9 protein-coding genes are annotated in these 17925 nt (G+C 40.7%); 6 read left to right on the forward strand and 3 right to left on the reverse strand.

Features of this window, described 5'->3' with window-relative positions; translation table 11 throughout:
* Positions 1 to 153 precede the first annotated feature (153 nt).
* From QWZ08_RS23970 to QWZ08_RS23990, 5 genes are all read left to right on the forward strand, one after another.
* The gene (locus tag QWZ08_RS23970) at positions 154 to 1341 is read left to right on the forward strand and encodes an Lnb N-terminal periplasmic domain-containing protein (RefSeq protein WP_290340149.1); all 1188 of its coding nucleotides are present in this window, start codon (positions 154 to 156) and stop codon (positions 1339 to 1341) included.
* Positions 1342 to 1347: 6 nt separating this feature from the next.
* On the forward strand, positions 1348 to 2154 hold the full coding sequence (locus QWZ08_RS23975; protein WP_290340150.1) for an alpha/beta fold hydrolase: 807 nt from the start codon (positions 1348 to 1350) through the stop codon (positions 2152 to 2154).
* 75 nt (positions 2155 to 2229) lie between these two features.
* Positions 2230 to 4863 carry a PKD domain-containing protein gene (locus QWZ08_RS23980; RefSeq protein WP_290340151.1) on the forward strand — a complete coding sequence of 878 codons (2634 nt, stop codon included), beginning with the start codon at positions 2230 to 2232 and terminating at the stop codon, positions 4861 to 4863.
* Positions 4864 to 5008: 145 nt separating this feature from the next.
* Positions 5009 to 5770 carry an SDR family NAD(P)-dependent oxidoreductase gene (locus QWZ08_RS23985; protein ID WP_290340152.1) on the forward strand — a complete coding sequence of 254 codons (762 nt, stop codon included), beginning with the start codon at positions 5009 to 5011 and terminating at the stop codon, positions 5768 to 5770.
* Positions 5771 to 5946: 176 nt separating this feature from the next.
* Positions 5947 to 6423 (forward strand): hypothetical protein, encoded by a 477-nt coding sequence (locus tag QWZ08_RS23990; RefSeq protein ID WP_290340153.1) that lies wholly within the window; start codon positions 5947 to 5949, stop codon positions 6421 to 6423.
* 158 nt (positions 6424 to 6581) lie between these two features.
* On the opposite strand, the gene QWZ08_RS23995 is transcribed toward QWZ08_RS23990, so the two are convergent.
* Complete coding sequence (locus QWZ08_RS23995; RefSeq protein WP_290340154.1) at positions 6582 to 7241, reverse strand: metal-dependent transcriptional regulator; 660 nt, start codon at positions 7239 to 7241, stop codon at positions 6582 to 6584.
* A 171-nt stretch (positions 7242 to 7412) separates the two neighbouring features.
* On the opposite strand from QWZ08_RS23995, the gene QWZ08_RS24000 reads away from it, so the two are divergent.
* Positions 7413 to 9827, forward strand: coding sequence for a TonB-dependent receptor (locus QWZ08_RS24000; RefSeq protein WP_290340155.1), 2415 nt, complete (start codon positions 7413 to 7415; stop codon positions 9825 to 9827).
* Between the two features lie 107 nt (positions 9828 to 9934).
* Here QWZ08_RS24000 and sov read toward each other — a convergent pair whose 3' ends face one another.
* On the reverse strand, positions 9935 to 17236 hold the full coding sequence (sov, locus tag QWZ08_RS24005; RefSeq protein WP_290340156.1) for a T9SS outer membrane translocon Sov/SprA: 7302 nt from the start codon (positions 17234 to 17236) through the stop codon (positions 9935 to 9937).
* 28 nt (positions 17237 to 17264) lie between these two features.
* A complete protein-coding gene (gene ruvA, locus QWZ08_RS24010; RefSeq protein ID WP_290340157.1) occupies positions 17265 to 17882 on the reverse strand; it encodes a Holliday junction branch migration protein RuvA in 618 nt (205 codons plus the stop codon).
* Positions 17883 to 17925: the final 43 nt, after the last annotated feature.

Raw genomic sequence — 17925 nt, forward strand, 5'->3', positions numbered from 1 at the left:
CCCTCTTGTACTGTACCGCTTTAACGAACTATTATGTCCAAACATATTAATTAATGCAACGATTGTATCGCGAAGGATGTCATTGTTACGTTACAAATTTTAAAACAAGAAAATATATTCCGGCAAACTTCTGCACAGGCTGAAATAATTATCATGAAACAAAACCTGCATAATAGTACAGCCTCTGCATTTTACCGTTTCAAATTGCAGTTGTTAACTGTAGTATTTTTTCTTTTATCTTTTACTTCGTTCGCCCAGGATTCCTCACATATCAGGGTTTCATTGCTCACCTGTACACCCGGCGATGAATTGTATTCTACTTTCGGTCATAGTGCTTTAAGGGTAACCGACAGTAGTAGTGTATCAGACATTGTTTTTAATTACGGCACTTTTAATTTCGATGATCCGGGCTTCTATATAAAATTTATCAGGGGCAAATTATTGTATTACGTTTCGACAGCAGATTTTCCTGACTTTAAAGAAGAATATCAAACTACCAACCGGGGCATGACGGAACAAGTATTAAATTTAAGTGCCGCCGAAAAAATAGCGCTCATGCATTTTGTTTACAACAATGCAAAGGAACAAAACAGGTATTACCAATATGATTTCTTTTTGGATAACTGCACCACACGGCTCAGGGATATTATTGTACAATTTAAAACCAATTATCCTCCATTGAAGCCCGTGATGCCCGCAAAAACACGGTTTCGCCAGGCCATTCATGAATACCTTGATAAAGGTAGCAAGTACTGGAGCAAATTAGGCATTGACCTTTTGCTGGGCGCTCCCACTGATGCTGTAATGACTACCGCTCAATCTCAATTTTTACCCGATAACCTGATGAAGGCATTGGACAGCACAAATCCGCAGCATCAGTTGGTTGTGAGTGAAAGCAAGTTATATCCATTTACACCGGCAGACAACGGTCATTCCTTTTTTACGCCAATGGTCGTTTTTTCAATATTATTAGTATTCATCATCGCCTTAAGTTTTTCCGGCAATAAAAAAATAATCCTCTTTTTAAACGGTTTCGATGGATTGTTACTTTTTTTAACCGGCGCTTTGGGCATTTTATTTGTGTTTATGTGGACAAGCACTGATCACTCCATGGTTAAAAATAACTTCAACTTGCTTTGGGCATGGCCAACAAATATCGTGTTTGCATTTTTTGTTAACAGCAAAAAAAATTGGGTAAAAAAATATCTGGGTTTATTGACCATCGGTTTAATCCTTGTGCTATTGAGTTGGTTTTTTCTGCCACAGCAAATGAACAATGCTCTGTTACCGGTAATTCTTATGATGCTGTACAGTAGCTATCGCAGATACCAGTTATTTTAATTTTTTATGGAAGCAAAACATATTATCTGTCAAAATTCGTTCGTTTATTACCAGGTTTATGGTGCAGGCAAACCTGTGGTATTACTTCATGGCTTTGGGGAAGATGGTAAAGTTTGGCAACCGCAAATTGATTTTCTGCAGGAACATTTCCGTCTCATCGTTCCCGATATTCCGGGCAGCGGACAATCGGAAATTATAAAAGATGCCAATATTGATACCTATGCAGATGTAGTAAAACAAATAATAGACAAGGAATACCCGGAAGGGCAAGAACAAGTTACACTCATTGGGCATAGTATGGGCGGGTATGCAACGCTGTCATTTGCTGAAAAATATCCCGGCTGTTTAAACAGCATCGGATTATTTCACTCGACCGCTTTTGCCGACAGTGAAGAAAAAAAACAAACGAGGCGCAAAGCAATTGAGTTTATAAAAACAAAAGGAGCATTTTCATTTTTAAAAACAAGTATACCTGGATTGTTTACCGCATCATTTGTTGAAAACAATCCTGAAAAAATAAATGCACTTATTGGATACGGCAAAAATTTTAGCAATGAAGCGCTGGTTCAATATTACGAAGCAATGATTGAACGGCCAGACAGAACACGCGTATTAAAACAAATGAATACACCAGTATTGTTTATTATTGGCGAAAATGATATGGCCATTCCTTTGCAAAGCAGCCTGCAACAATGCTACCTGCCGGACCAATCGTGTGTTACCATTTTAGAACAGTCGGCCCACATGGGTATGTGGGAGGAATCGGAAAAAGCCAATAAAGTATTGTTCAATTTTTTATTCAATTACTTTTAACAAGTTAACCATCCGGCCACCCAACGTTTTTAACTATATTTATATCTATTATTTGCCTAAACTGCAGGACAAAGAATGAAAAAAATCTTCCTTCTATCGATTTTACTCATGTGTACCTTATGTACTTTTTCCCGCCACATTAAAGGAGGTTTTTTCAATTACCGTTACTTAGGACCAGGCACGGCCAATACGTCCTACATCAAATATAAAATTACACTTACAGTTTACATGGATTGCGATGCAACAGGTGCTCAAATTGACCCCACTGTAAATTTTACCATTTTTAGCGGAACATCTTCCACGCAAGTCGATAACATTCTTGTAAAGCAAACCTCAAGTTTTTTACTACAAAAAATATATGATGATCCCTGCATCACCGGCGACCAGGCGATTTGTTATTACCGGATTGTTACTTACGAACTTGCAAGTGTTGAATTGCCTGCTTCCGCCAACGGCTATACCATCAGCTATCAGCGCTGTTGTCGTATTGAAAATATGGACAACATTGCCAACTCGGGTACCATTGGAAACACCTACACAATTAAAATTCCAGGCACTGCCTCTCCTGTGCCGGATGCCATTAAAAATAGTAGTCCTGAGTTTCCCGTAAATGACACAGCGGTGATTTGCGAGAATAGTTTTTTCAGATACCCGTTTTCAGCAAGCGATCCTGATAAAGATTCATTGAGTTACTCTTTCTGTAATTCGTTTAGTGGTGGCACTGCTACAGAACCGGCTCCTGCAATAGCAGATGCTCCTCCTTATAATACGGTTCCTTATTTTGCTTCATACAGCGGTTCAAATCCACTCGGCACTAAAGTCACTATTAACCCTGTTACCGGCTTAATAAGTGGTATTGCGCCACCCATTACAAATACCGGAGAATATGCGGTAACCGTGTGTGTGTCTGAATATAGAAAAGGGGTTTACATTGGTGAAACCCGGAAAGAATTACACATCAGGGTAAGAGACTGCTCGGCCACCAAGGCATTTTTAAACCCTATTCCAACTAGTTGTGATGGATTTACTGTCAACTTTTCCAACAACGCAACCAATCCCTCCGGTACTAACTATTTCTGGGATTTTGGTGAAGCGGCGTCGGGTATTAATAACACGTCTTCATTAGCAACTCCTACACACAACTACCTGGACACCGGCGTTTATCTCTTAAAATTAAGGGTAGATATAGGTGGCTTGTGTGCAGACTCAACCACTACCCAGGTGAAAGTGTATCCCGGATTTTTTCCTGGTTTTAAATCCAATGCACCTTTGTGTAAAGGATTTCCGGTACAGTTTACGGATACTACCAACGCTAAATTTGGTTCCGTAACGGGCTGGCACTGGGACTTTGGTAACCTGGCTACAACTACTGATACGAGTGCAGCAAAAAATCCCAGCTATATTTACGCAGATTCCGGTACCTACCAGGTTCGCCTGATTGTAGGCAGCACATTGGGTTGTATAGATACCGTTCAAAGCACTATTCAAATCAGGAACACACCCGCCATTTCAATTATACCAAGAGATACATTGATTTGCTTTATTGATACACTGCAAATAAAAACAAACAATACAGGTACTTTTCAATGGAGTCCGAATTACAATATTAACAACGTTGCCAGCGCCAACCCGCTGGTAAGTCCTGATGTACCCACTACCTATTTTTTAACCTTTACAGACCCGACGGGTTGTATTGGTAAAGATTCTGTGTTTGTAGATGTAATACGTTCGGTCAACGTCAATGCCGGTAATGATACCATTATCTGTAAAACAGATGGAATGTTAATAGGTACTACGGGCAATGCGTTGCATTATACCTGGAGCCCGTCAACCTACCTGAGCAGCGATACTGCGAAACATCCCTTTGCCAACCCGCTGGTACCTGCTATAACTTATCATGTGGTAGGCAATGTTGGCAAGTGCAGCAGTGCTGATGATATAACTATTCGTACGCTACCATACCCCCCTGCCAAAGCGGGAAACGATACCACGGTTTGCTATGGACGGTCAGTTCAATTAAAAGCTACCGGTGGCGTTAGTTATCAATGGAGCCCTGCTACTTTTTTGAATGCTACCAATATTCCCAATCCGATAGCAGTAAACCCAACAAACACCACGCAATACATTGTTGCTGTGACGGATGTTACCGGTTGCCCAAAACCTGCTTATGATACGGTGATTTTAAATGTAGATCCTTTAGTAGTGGCTAACGCAGGTCCGCCAGATACAACTTCTGTATTGGGCGAGCCTCTGATTTTTAATGCCACAGGCGGTATCGCTTATGAATGGACGCCGTCCACCTGGCTTAGCAATACCAATACCGCCAATCCTACTGCCCTGCCGGAAGAAAATATTACCTACTATTTAAAAGTAACCAGTGAAGCAGGCTGTAGCGATACAGATAGCATCCATGTAAAATTGTACAAAGTGCCACCCAGTTTTTATGTGCCCACTGCATTTACTCCTAACAATGATCAGAATAATGATGTACTGAAACCCATTTTACTGGGCATGCGAACCCTTAATTATTTCAGGGTATATAACCGTTGGGGTAAACTGATGTTTGCTACCAGTCAGAAGGGACAGGGATGGGATGGCACTTTCAAAGGCAACCCGCAAGATCCCGGCACGTATGTTTGGATGGCGGAAGGGGCTACTTTTCAAAACAATGTAATAAAACGAAAAGGCTATGTTGTGTTGCTGCGATAAGAGCATATTTCACCCTGCCTTACCGTTGTGCCCCAACGCTACAACCTGCCTCCCAAAGTAATAATTTCACTTTCCTGGCCATTACAGGCTTGGAATCAAGGCATTAACCCTTCAAACTTCAAATAATCTACCTTAATTTAGGGGCATGAATAAGATCGTATTAATAACAGGCGCTACTTCGGGTATTGGCGAAGCCTGCGCAAGAAAATTTGCTTCGGCTGGCTATAGTCTCATCATAACGGGCAGAAGAACGGAACGCCTGGAAAAATTGAAAGCAAGTTTAGAGACTGAATATCCAACTGAAGTAATCTCGTTAATATTCGATGTCCAGGACAGGCTGGCCGTGAATAAAGCAATTGAAGGATTATCAGCACCATGGAAGCAAATTGATATTTTAATCAATAATGCAGGGCTGGCCGCGGGCCGTGATTTGTTTGAAGATGCTGATATGGATGATTGGGAAACGATGTTAAACACCAACGTACACGGTTTATTATACGTTAGTAAAGCGGTATTGCCATTTATGATAGCCAGGAAATCAGGCCATATAATTAACATGGGCTCTGTTGCCGGTAAAGAAGTATATGAAAAAGGCAATGTGTACTGCGCCAGTAAATTTGCTGTTGATGCTATCAACAGGGGCATGCGCATCGACCTGCTTAAACATAACATCAAAGTGACAGCCGTTCATCCCGGAGCTGTTGAAACTGAATTTGCCCTCGTCCGCTTTAAGGGAGACGAAGAAAAGGCTGCTGCCACCTATACCGGCATTACTCCCCTGACGGCGGGAGATATAGCAGACACCATATTTTATTGTGCCGGTCTGCCAGCACACGTTTGCATCAACGACCTGATTATTACCTGTACACAACAGGCTGATGCCTTCTATTTTAGTAAAAATACCTGAGGCTGGCGTTTTTTGACAGCAATTTTTTGGCCATTATATAACATTTTATAAAAATAACCGTTGTTATACTGGCATGAATTTGGAATACTGCCCATTTTAAATTGTTATACATTTATAAATGGCCAATGAACAGATTTATCCCGACGCTTACATCCTATGACCTCTAACCTTAAACCATGAAAATTTACACCCTTCTTATCTCAATTACTTTACTATTGGGCCTAAGTAAAGAAGCAGCTTCTCAAAATGTAATACGACAATCGGCATGCTCAGATCCCTATATTTTACACCAGGCGGATAGTATAAAACAGGAACTGGCAAAACAAGGCTTTTTAATAGTAAAAGAAGCTTCTATGGCAATGGAAAGCGAATATGAAATGCCGGTCATTGTTCCACTTACAGAAGGCAGCTGGTACCAGTTTGTTTTTATTGGTGATGTTACTTCTAAATTATATGAAGTAAGAATGTATGACTGGGATGAAAAGCAGGTTGCTTATCAGAAAAAACAATGGGGAGATGTAGATGGCAATGTGATTAGTTATTCCTACATACCAAAATTATCAGAATATCATATGATGAAACCGGTTCAGGTAAATAAAGGAAAGAAGAACCTTTGCGGCTATGTAATGCTGCTTAAAAAAGTGAAGCAATAAATACGTTTTCCCATAAATGTTGATTATAAATGGTTGATTAAGCGCCCTGGCCACCCGGGGCGTTTTTAATTTTTTTAAAGAGCATACCAGAGTGGCCAATAGTAATAACCTGTTACTTTAAAAAGAAATTCATTGACTAATAAAACAGAATAAAAACATCATCCTTCTTTTTCAACCAATATCCTTTCGCACACGACATTACTTAATACTTCTGCCTGCCTTTTGCCATAACTCACCACCATCGATTTATCAAAAGGCTCTATTGAGCGTATCTTAATCTTTACTCCCAAACGCATTTCGCGGCCATTTAAAAATTTTAAAAAATCCGACGAAGTGTTGATAACGGCGGCTAGTTTTGCTGTTTCCCCTTCACGGCAATCACTTAACTTGTTATACTCTTTCCAAACTATTTTGCCACTTTTATCAGGTATTGGAGAACCATGTGGGTCAACCTTGGGATATCCGAGCAACTCGTCCATTTTTTCAAAGAAAACAGGCGACTGGATATGTTCAATTTGTTCGGCTATGTCATGAACATCTTCCCAACCCAGGTGCATTTTTTCAACCAAAAACATTTCTGTAAGGCGGTGCTTACGGATGATTAGCCCGGCCTCTTTCTTGCCTTTTTCACTCAGCCGTAAAGGCTTATAACTTTCGTACAGTACCAACTTTTTATCTGATAATTTTTTCATCATGCTTGTGACGGTAGGCATCTTTATTTCAAGCCTCCTTGATAGTTCCGTAACATTCACTTCGCCGGCCTCATTGGCCATATTGAACAAAGCTTTCAGGTAGTTTTCTTCTATTAATGAATTCATAACACAAATCTATTAAAATTAGTGCGTCAAATAAAAGCGCAAATATTGACAAATAATTTTGTTAGATTAATCTAACTTATTATTTTTGTTTATCTAATTAATAAACACTTGGTAAAAAATTATTTTTGTACCGGAAGATTTTTTTTGCTTTTTTCCATCTTGATTTTAGAAATGCCGGTGCACTCACAAAATATAAGCGGCGTAGTAAAAGATGCCCAGACTCAGCAGGCGCTTAGCTTTTGCAGCATTCAAATTATGCAAACGGGTGTTGGTACAAGTACGGATGTGAATGGAAAATTTAAGTTACCAATTCCGCAAAACATGACAGCTGTGGAATTGGCGATTTCGTCATCAGGTTACTTTTCAGATACCATTACAATTTCCCCGACTGGTAAACATATGGAGGTATTTATGACGCCCTTATCTGGCACATTAAATGAAGTTGTGGTTACCAGCGCATCGAAAGCGACACTTGCAAAGGAAAATCCAGTCGCCATTACCAGTGTATCTTCAAAAGCAATTGAAAATGGTGCCGAAACAAACATCATAGATGTATTGGTAAAAAATGTACCTGGCCTGAACGCCGTTAAAACAGGACCCAATATTTCCAAGCCTTTCATCAGGGGATTGGGCTATAACCGTGTTTTGGTACTGTACGATGGGTTAAGGCAGGAAGGGCAGCAATGGGGCGATGAACATGGTATTGAAACCGATGCATACAGCATAGGCAAAGCAGAAGTTGTGAAAGGCCCTGCAAGCATTATGTATGGCTCAGACGCCGTGGCGGGAGTGGTAAGCCTGATTCCAGAAACACCTGCAAATAAAGACGAAAATCTGCAGGGAAAATATTATGTAGAATATCAACATAATAATGGTTTAATCAGCAACGGACTAAAACTATCGTGGTCAAAAAACCATTGGGGATATATAATGCGTGGTTCTTTTAAAATGGCAAAAAACTACACTAATAGCATTGATAAAAGGATTTATAACACAGGGTTTCGGGAGACCAATGCATCCGTAATTGTACAGCATTACAGTGATAAAGGTTACTCTAATGTGAGCCTCACATTGTATAACAATCTACAGGGAGTACCGGATGGGAGCAGGGATTCAGCAACCAGAAAATTCACCAGGCAAATTTATGAAGGCAGCAACGACGACATAAAAAACCGGCCAGTGGTTTCAGAGACGACATTAAACGGATATATGCCCAGCCCTTTACATCAGCATATTCAGCACTACAGATTATACAGCAACAATCATTATGAGTTGGGCAGTGGAAACATTGATATTTTGTTGGGACTGCAACAAAATATCCGTCGGGAATATAATCACCCCACTTTACCTGAACAGGCTGGAATGTATGTACGGCTGAACACCTTTAATTACAGCCTTCGTTACAACGCTCCGGCTTTACTGAACACTGAAATTTCGTTCGGCGTAAATGGAATGTATCAGAACAACAAGAGTAAAGATGCTACCGATTTCCCCATTCCCGATTACAGGCTGCTGGATGCCGGCATTTACCTCTATGGAAAATGGAAACAAAAAAAATGGACTATCAGCGGAGGTGTAAGATATGACAACAGGCATTTAAAAGGTGCTCCATTCTATACTGGTGTAAACAACCTGACAGGCTTCAACAAACATATTTATTCGCCCGATACAGCCGGAGCCTATTTACAATTCCCCCAATTTAATAAGTCATTCACAGGCACATCCCTGAGCATTGGCGCTACTTACCAGGCGAACGAGCACGTCAGCATAAAAGCCAACGTGGCAAGGGGCTACCGTGCACCCAGCATTACTGAATTCGCATCTAACGGACTCGATCCCGGAGCACATATCATTTACCTGGGAAACAGCAATTTTATTCCGGAATTTAGTTTGCAGGAAGATATCGGAACAGCGTTTAGTTTTAAAGATGTTACTGCTAATGTCAGCCTGTTCAACAATAACATAGCGCATTATATTTATTTATCGCAATTAACAGATGAAAACGCCAACCCTGTTTTAGATGCACAGGGTAATAAGGCTTTCCAATATCAGCAAGCCGCGGCGCAACTGTATGGTATGGAGCTCAATTTAAATTTGCATCCATCTGGTTTTAAAGCATTTTCATTTGACAATGCCTTATCGATGGTATATGGTTTTAACAAGAAACGTGCTTATAAAAGCAAAGGCATCAATGGGGCTTATTTGCCATTGATCCCACCATTGAAAATATTAAGCAGTCTGATCCAAAATATAAATATGGAGTCAAAAATTTTAAAAGATATCAATGCAAAAATCGAAGCTGAATTCAATGCCGCTCAAAACAGGTTCTTAGCGTTGAACAATACTGAAACCCCAACACCTTCCTATACCCTTTTCAATTTATCAGTAAGCACAAAGATAGTTTTGACAGTAACGAGCATCTTGCAATTTCAATTACAGGTAAACAATTTGTTTGATAAAGCATATCAATCCAACCTCAGTAGGCTGAAGTATTTTGAATATTACGAAAGCCCGCCTGATGGTCGTTCAGGAATTTATGGCATGGGAAGAAATATTTGCTTAAAAGCAAGCTGGTCATTTAAGTAATAGCATCAGTTATTTAAAAATTGTTTAAGAAATCAGTGTGTTACTGCATGTCGTAATAAAAAAAAATCCTCACCGTTAAGCGAGGATGATATACGTTTTATTAGTAGTTATTGTGCCAGCGAAATTCTTATTTGCACACCTGCCCTTGTATTGGTAATCGGCGCACTCGATGAAATATATGGAATTACCCTTCGCTGATCAAAATATAGTTTAAGGTTTACCCTGCTATTAAGGTAATAATCAATAGTTGGCGAAAGTGTTATTTCTTTACTACCGCCTGTAGGTAATGTGGCTTCCTGGTCAAGCCGGTTGTTTACAGTAACATTGTCACGGATTTTCATATCAAACCGGAAATTGATTTCATTATCCAGTTTACCTTTCCCACCCTTGCTTAGGAACTTGGGCAACGTCAAACCACCTAGCAATCGCAGCCCTTTTTTACGGTAGCCGCCACCAATAGAAAATTCAGTAGACCGGGTTTCGCTCAACTGGAAATCTATCAGGCTTAAACTGAGAGTACGCTGTTTTGTATAGTCAATTTTAAACTGTACCTGGTTGGTGAACATTACATCGATACCCACCAGTGGTGCAAACTGCTCTGTAATAGTGATGTTGGGAACCAAAAAGTAGGGAACATAATTTTTAGAAACCGTATCGTAAAAAGAAGGAAATCCGTACCTGAACTGATCTGCATAAAATAAGGCTGAAGTAAATCCATTCATGCTCAGGCTTCCGTTATATGCATGTGATAAGGTGATGTTACTGAATATTTTTTCCAGTCCCTTTACCCTGCTAAGGCCAGTGTAATCAATTTTCCAATTGGGCTTAGGTATAAACCCTTTGTAAGGATTTGATTTGATGTTTGGATTGCTTTGATTGATAAGGGAGATAGACTTGGGGTCTTTACCAGAATAAGCCGCAACAAATGCAGGAATCAAAACGTCTGTTGCATAGCGGTTGTACCCATGCGCATAGCCATCCGCATCCGACGGAATACCTGCATTGTATTTGTTCGCAGTGCCCAGTCGTTGTGAAATAATTTGCCTGTACGACTCGAACTTTTGAAACGTGGTGGAAATTCTGTTGGGATCAAATTTGCCAAACAAGGTTTTGTAGGATATAAAACTAATATCAAAACTTCCACCGGAATAAGGACTCAAGTGACCAAAATTATTGCCCGTACCGGTTGTATCTTTAAATATTTCAGAATAATTTTTACTGAACGTTTTATTGAGGTTTACAGAAATCTGCAAATCACGTATCGGCTCCAGCTGAGCAGTAACCGTCAGCCGCTGATCAAAGGATTGCTGAAAAATAGTGTTGAAATTACTGTCTCTTGTAATCAGCCCTTTCCTTGCAGCAGCACTCATCCAATTGGTATCTGGTTGATTGCCTGCAATAAAACCCATATCAGGCTGCATGCTGCGCCAGTTGCGTCCTATTTCCTGCGTGCTGTCCATATAACCGGGTAAACGGGTATTGGCATTTTCAGATAACGAAACATTTACCTGTTTTAAACTACTCACCAGTTTACCAAAAGCACGGCCCATATTGCCTACATATGGCATGGCGTTGGGATCTTTTATTTTTCTTGTTTTGATTTTCCTGATTTGTTTAATCCTGATGCTGTCTTTCATCACATACTTATACAGCGTATCTTTTTTAATGGTGATATTTTTTTCTGTTCGCTCTGCTTTCGGTTGGTCGATGACCCTGAAAAATTTTGATTTGTTGTACAACCGGGTGAAATCCAATTGAGCGGTCGCTTCTTTGGATTGGCCGTTTTCTAAAATATTGCCAAGCTCAACAGCCAGCCTGGAAGCGCCGATCCAGCGGTAAGTAGCCTGGTATTTCAGGTTTACCGTTGTCCAGTCAAGCAGGGGAAATTTTGCTGTAGGTAACGTATAACTTACGTTCGCCGTTTGATTGTACAACGTATTTCGCCCTCCCTTAAATAAGTTTTTAATAATAGTATCCTTCTTTTCTTTTGTATCAATACGGCCGTAAGGTTCGTCAATGCGACTGTTATTGGTAGCATTAAAATCAAACATGATGGACCGTGTAAGACCCCAGCGCAAAATATAATCCCGTTGAAAAGTGAAGTACTTGTCATAGGTTTCGGGAATTTTATATTTGTCAGATCCAACACTTCTTGGCCTGATGGCACCAAACTGCCGCTGAATATCGGCTCTGAAACTTAGCTGTGAGGGTACCGGGTTTACATTGATATCTTTTACCAAATCGAACCAATGCTTTTTGCGTTTGGTAAACAGTTTCATTTTTTTGAATGGCTCAATGTATTTTGGCTGCGGTACAAAATTGTAGCCCAAACCGCCACGGTGCCGCGTAATTTCATTGTTTTCTATCAACGGACTATGGGCTGTTATATTGATATAAGAATAACTGACATCCACATTTTCTATGTCGTAAATTTTAGGCTTTTTTGTACCCGTGCGGTTTTTGCGAACGTTCGTAAAATTCAGTGTTTTGGTACTGGTAAAATCTACTGCTGCATTTTTTATCGAGTCTCTCATTTTGGCAGGAGACACAGACAGCTTATCTTTTAGTTTGATGTCCAGATCATATGGATCATACAACGGCTTGCTGACGGTTTGAGAAATACTGGCAAAAACAGGTATGGAGATAGCTGCTTTTTTAGGTAACAATTTTCCTAATTCCAGGTTAGCGGCTACATCAAATTGGGTCATATCATCCCTGAATCGCTCGTCTACCCTTTGTTCCAGCGTTCCAAACCCGCTGCTATGTGTGGAAATTGAACCAGTTACGGTACCCAAATCTGCCAGGTTCATGTCCATTCTTGCCAGGGCTGCATACCCTCCTTTTTCATTGATAGACGTAAGCCGCAGTTCGTTCACCCATATTTCGCCGCAGGCGTTCGGATTATTTACATTTTCGACACCAATCAATACGCCCCTCAGCTCGCCGAGGTTAGGATCGCCGAGTATTGAATATGTTTGACCATTGCCCTGCAGTGCACTGAAAATAACAGTCGGTGAACCCTGTACATTTCGTAGCTGTTTTAACTTGGGTAACAGGGTAAGATCTACATTGAGGTTATTGATGGCCCGCCATAATGTATCGTTATAGGCATCTGTATTAGGATTCAGCGTATTGGCCCCAAGCGGCGTCATATACAAAGGAATTTTTATTTCGTAATAGTTGCTTACAAAGTCAGTTCCTATCCTTATAACAGCATTCAGGTCTTTGTCTTTAATACTGTTTGGACTTTTGACATTGTTCTCTGCATGTATGTACATGCTTAAATTACCATACTGGCGAATGTCCCTGTTGGCAAAAGTTTGGAATACACCTCTTGCGTCATTCTTACCCAAAGCACAAAACTGCAGCGACATACTTTGCTCATTTTGCAACAGATTAACACCGTTGTTGCTTTGAATTTGCTGGCGCTGAATTTCTCTTGGTGTGCGGTAAGGCAACGGAGAACGTTTGTCATTTTCTTCAATGTTAACAGCCCCTACATTAAAGTCTACGTTGGTAGAAATAGGAGAATAAATTCCGGTGGTATCAATTTTATTTTTAAAGCTGCGCCAGATGTTGCGGGTTAATTCCAGTTTTCCAAAACGCATTACTACTGAGTCAGAAAAATCTGTCAGGAACATTCTTATAAAACGAATGGATTTAAAGTCGGGTATATTACCTATTTTCCTGTTGTACGATCCGATGGGAATTTTAAACTGGTACCAGGTTTCGTTACGGGTATTGCCATTTACCAATTTTACACCCACCACTTTTTTATCTACAATATAATTAACCCCAATCTGCATGTTCGGATCTGTTTGCGGTTTGATATCCACGATGTACTGGAAATATTCTTCCGACTCGTTCATGGTATTGTCTTTATTCAAATCTTCTGCATCAGGATAAAGTGTTGCTGCTGATGAAAAGATAGATCCATCATTTACTTTTGAATTACCCTGGGGATTATTGAAATTTTTATACCTTTTTAAAATCCCGTCATTGGCCGTGAAAGCAGCATCCCTGTAGTGCGTATAATCATCCTGTGAAGGATCAGCAGACACTTCCTGTAAAGCGGCACTATTAAGTACAGGGCCCAAAGCAGCAAGATAGGGTGCCCTCTTTATTTTTTCAGCAGCATCATCCAAACCGTCAAAACCAACGTCCTGGTATTGCCGTTCGTTCGCATCATTGCTAAAGGCATTGGTCACCTGTATCGGGTTTAAGGGAGCCTTACCCCAAACGGTAGTAGAATCTACCTGAGCCGGTGCATTCGGCGTAGGCATTCCATTTTCGTAAAAACGGCGGCCATCTTTCAACACATCTTCCGAAATATTACCCAGGTTAAAATACAATTTACCTCCCGCTGTTGGGGAGATGGGCGTTTTAATAAATGGATCCTGCACCCAAAATTCTATAAACTCTACATTGGCTGTTTCAAAATCTGTCTGATCAATATTGCGCATTAAACCACCCCATCGTTGCGTTGGGTTTTTTAAACGGTTATTCGCATCAATACTTAAAGGAGAGGCATCAAAATTATAAGGTCCCTTCTGATCAGGATAATAGGCAAGGTCAAACGTTGTTAACTGGTTTTGTCCATAGTCAGTAGTCCGTTGAGGAAAAATTTCACTCTGACTTATCAGGCGCACCTGCGGATCGCTCAGTTCGTCCCTGTTATTGCCGAGCGGGTTATTAGCCCCTTTATACAGTTGCAAAGCTGGCTCAATCTGGTACCAGGCTAGTTTAGCCCTGTTCTTTCCATAATCCAGGTTATTATTTAATTTTCCTTCCTTAAAAATTTCATTACCCGCCTCATCAGTGGCACCCTGCGGAGTAGAAGCAAGTCCCCAGCTGATGGCAGGAAAGCGAAGGTCAATACCAGATTTACTTCCTTCAAAATCATCAATGTACACAGCACCTGCGGAGCCCTTGCCTATTTGCGAAGCATGCCCGGGTTGCAGGTAAGCGCCTTCTGCATAAAAATTAATGGTTGATGGTGCAGTGGTTGAATAGAACGGGAGCTTATCCAACAACTTAGTAATTCTTGGTGTTTCTTTCCGGTAATTCACATCCAGCCCGTACATGGTATTTTTTATCGGGTCTTCGCCAATATTATTTTTTGTAAAAAAAGGTCGCTCGCTTAACCGGACAATGGTACCACCGATGGCCAGTTGTTCTTTCAGGGTATTTTTCGCCAGGTAATCCAGCCGCAATCCTAAAAAAGATTTTTGCTGCAAGCCGTAACCGGCATTATTTTCAAAGTTTACTTGAACTGGTAAACCTGCATTCAAAATGGCTTGGTTGGTAACTTTAATGGTACCAAGGTCATAATTAATATCATAGTCTACTCCTTCGGTTAATGTTTGTCCGCCTGCGGTTACTTTAACACTGCCCTTTGGAATATTATAACCAATGCTGATATCGGATGAGCCCGAAGTTTTGGCAGACCCCTTCATTACAAACCGGTTCAGATTTGGGTATTGCTGCGCCACTGCCTTAATGGAATCATACAATGCATAATACAACGTATCCTTGGCTGTTGCAGGTATCACATTGTATATCTGTGTCGCAAGGTCGCGGCCAAAAGGCTCCAATACAGGAAACACAATTCTGCTGTATTGTGATATAACTGTAAAGCCCTCCACATAATCAAATACACCATCCGGCTGCGGATCCCGGTTACTGTTAAGCCGGTCTAAATTTACCAGTGTTAAAATAGGTGTACCCTGGTTTTTATCGCCGAAAGGCACATATCTTTTTGCTCCGAGGCTTGGTTCCTGGTATAACAAATTCAGTTTAAAATCTGTTGGAGTCAGTACACCATAACCAACAGAATAAACGTTTTTCATCATCAGTTGCCAGATAGGTAATTGGGTACGCTGGGACGTTGCTTTTAATAATTTTAGAAACAACACCTTTTGTGTAGCCGAAGTGCTGTCTGGCGGAAGATCCTGTGAAAATTCACCCACCTGGTACGTATGCCCGTTATAAGAGTATTGATAAGCTACGGCCAGTACCTCATCCGATTGCAGGGGCTGACTTAAAGAAATATATCCCGCCTGCCGGTTAAAAACATACGCGGTTGAATCCAGTTTCCGGGCAAATGTCTTCTCAAAATCCTGTACCGGCGCAAGGCCCAAAGCCTGCAGATTACTAACCACCAAAGCGGGGTTTCTGTTATTGCCGTTAGTTATTATTTTACTATAAAGGTCATTGGTTCCATTTTGTGGGGGAGCAAAATTGCTTATCACATTGATTGTTGGCGGAGCACGAAACGGATTTTTTTCGCCCAGGTCCATTAAGCCGACGATGTCTCTTGTATTGGTTGTTCCACCATTTTTATTGGTCACCCAAACCTCTAACCTAAGAATTTGCACAGGCGTTGTCACAGCTGGCAGTTTCGCCAATACCTTGTTATAGTTGTCTTTAAAATACTGGCCCAGTAAAAAGTGACGGTTCTCTTCGTATTCATCTGCTTTAATGTCTATCACCTGCGAAGCCGCGCCACCCTGCAGGTTGGCTGTTTGCCTTGCTGATTTTTGATAGGCCAATACAGAAGTTACATTCAGTTTACCAAACTGTAACTGTGTTTTTAAACCAAATAACTGCTGCGCTCCGGGAATAAAAGTACTGCGGGAGCTAAATGTAACAGCCCCTGCTTCAATACGTTTTATAATTTCATCATCCACGCCCGAATAGTCGAGCTTTAACTGGTTATCCTGCCCAAAATTGGCAAGTGTGTTGTAGTTGATGGGAAATTTTAATTTGTCGCCGATATTGGCATTTACATTTACCTGGGCGGCCATATTAAAATCGAAGCCGCCATTCTTCCTGGCTCTTTCCGGCAGTGTGGGATTTTTTATATTTTGTCCCTGGTAACCTGCGGTAATATCCACGTTGCCCTGTGGCGCTATATCAATTTTACCATTGCCAAATAAGCGGTTAAAAAGGTTATCATACAACGACATTTTGGGCTTGGTCAGTTTGCGGTTCAACAAATTCATTGTGTTGGCCCGCTTCTTAAAATAATCCAGTTCCGCCTGTTTGTTTTTCAACGCCCAGTATTCATCAAAAGTGTATGTGGTGGGAGTACGGTAATATTTGTTGCCTATTTTTTCGTAGAGGGTATATAAATGTGTTTCAGGATCGTATGCAACGGAATCTGTAATGTTGGATGGCTTTTTAAAATCCAGGGTATTTTTAATACCGCTGTTCATAAAATCATTGCGGGTATCATGAATGGGATACGGCAGTCCCTTTGGCGGAATGGTATCGCCTATAGCAGGCAAATTTCTGCCTGAAGGGGTATTATTTTGTGCCGAAATGGAAAGTGAAATTGAAAGTAAAACCACTAACTGTCCCAACCCAAAGCCAATTACTTTTGGTAACAATTTTCTTTTAAAAAACATCCGCTAAATCAATTAAAGTAAAATTTGATCAAATGGCTTTAAGCGCTTTTTTTATTAAATCTTCTAAATTGTTTATGTCGGGTTCAGTGTGGTTGATTTTTTGTATTGCCAATTCCGCCTGTGGACGGGATATACCCAATGAAACCAATGCATTTAACGCATCCTGCTGTAATCTATTGCCCACTGTGGCAGGCAGGCTGAGATCCGTTGCGGCTTTGGCTACTTTATCTCTTAATTCAAGTACCAGTCTTTCAGCTGTTTTTTTGCCAATTCCTTTTACGCTTTCCAGCAGTTTTACATTGTTTTGGATAATAGCTTTGCTTACTTCTTCGGGTTTCAGGTGAGACAGCATCATTCTGGCAGTTGCAGCACCAACGCCGGAAACACTGATCAGCTGAATAAACATTTCTTTTTCTCCCTTATCAAAAAACCCATAGAGTGTGTGTCCGTCTTCCTTTATCTGCAGGTAAGTATATAATTTACCTTTTTCTAAATTTTGGATATAGGTAAATGTGTTCAGGCTTATATTTAATTCGTATCCAACGCCGTTTATGTCCACATAAACCTGCGCCGCATTCTTCATAGTAAATTTGCCTTCCAGGTATGCGTACATGTCTTTCTTTGAGTCAGCTGCGAAAATAAGCATAAAAACCGACCGAAGGTATTGAAATTCATCCTTGCGATTTTTA

The sequence above is a fragment of the Ferruginibacter paludis genome (assembly GCF_030409685.1).
Taxonomy (GTDB): domain Bacteria; phylum Bacteroidota; class Bacteroidia; order Chitinophagales; family Chitinophagaceae; genus Ferruginibacter; species Ferruginibacter paludis.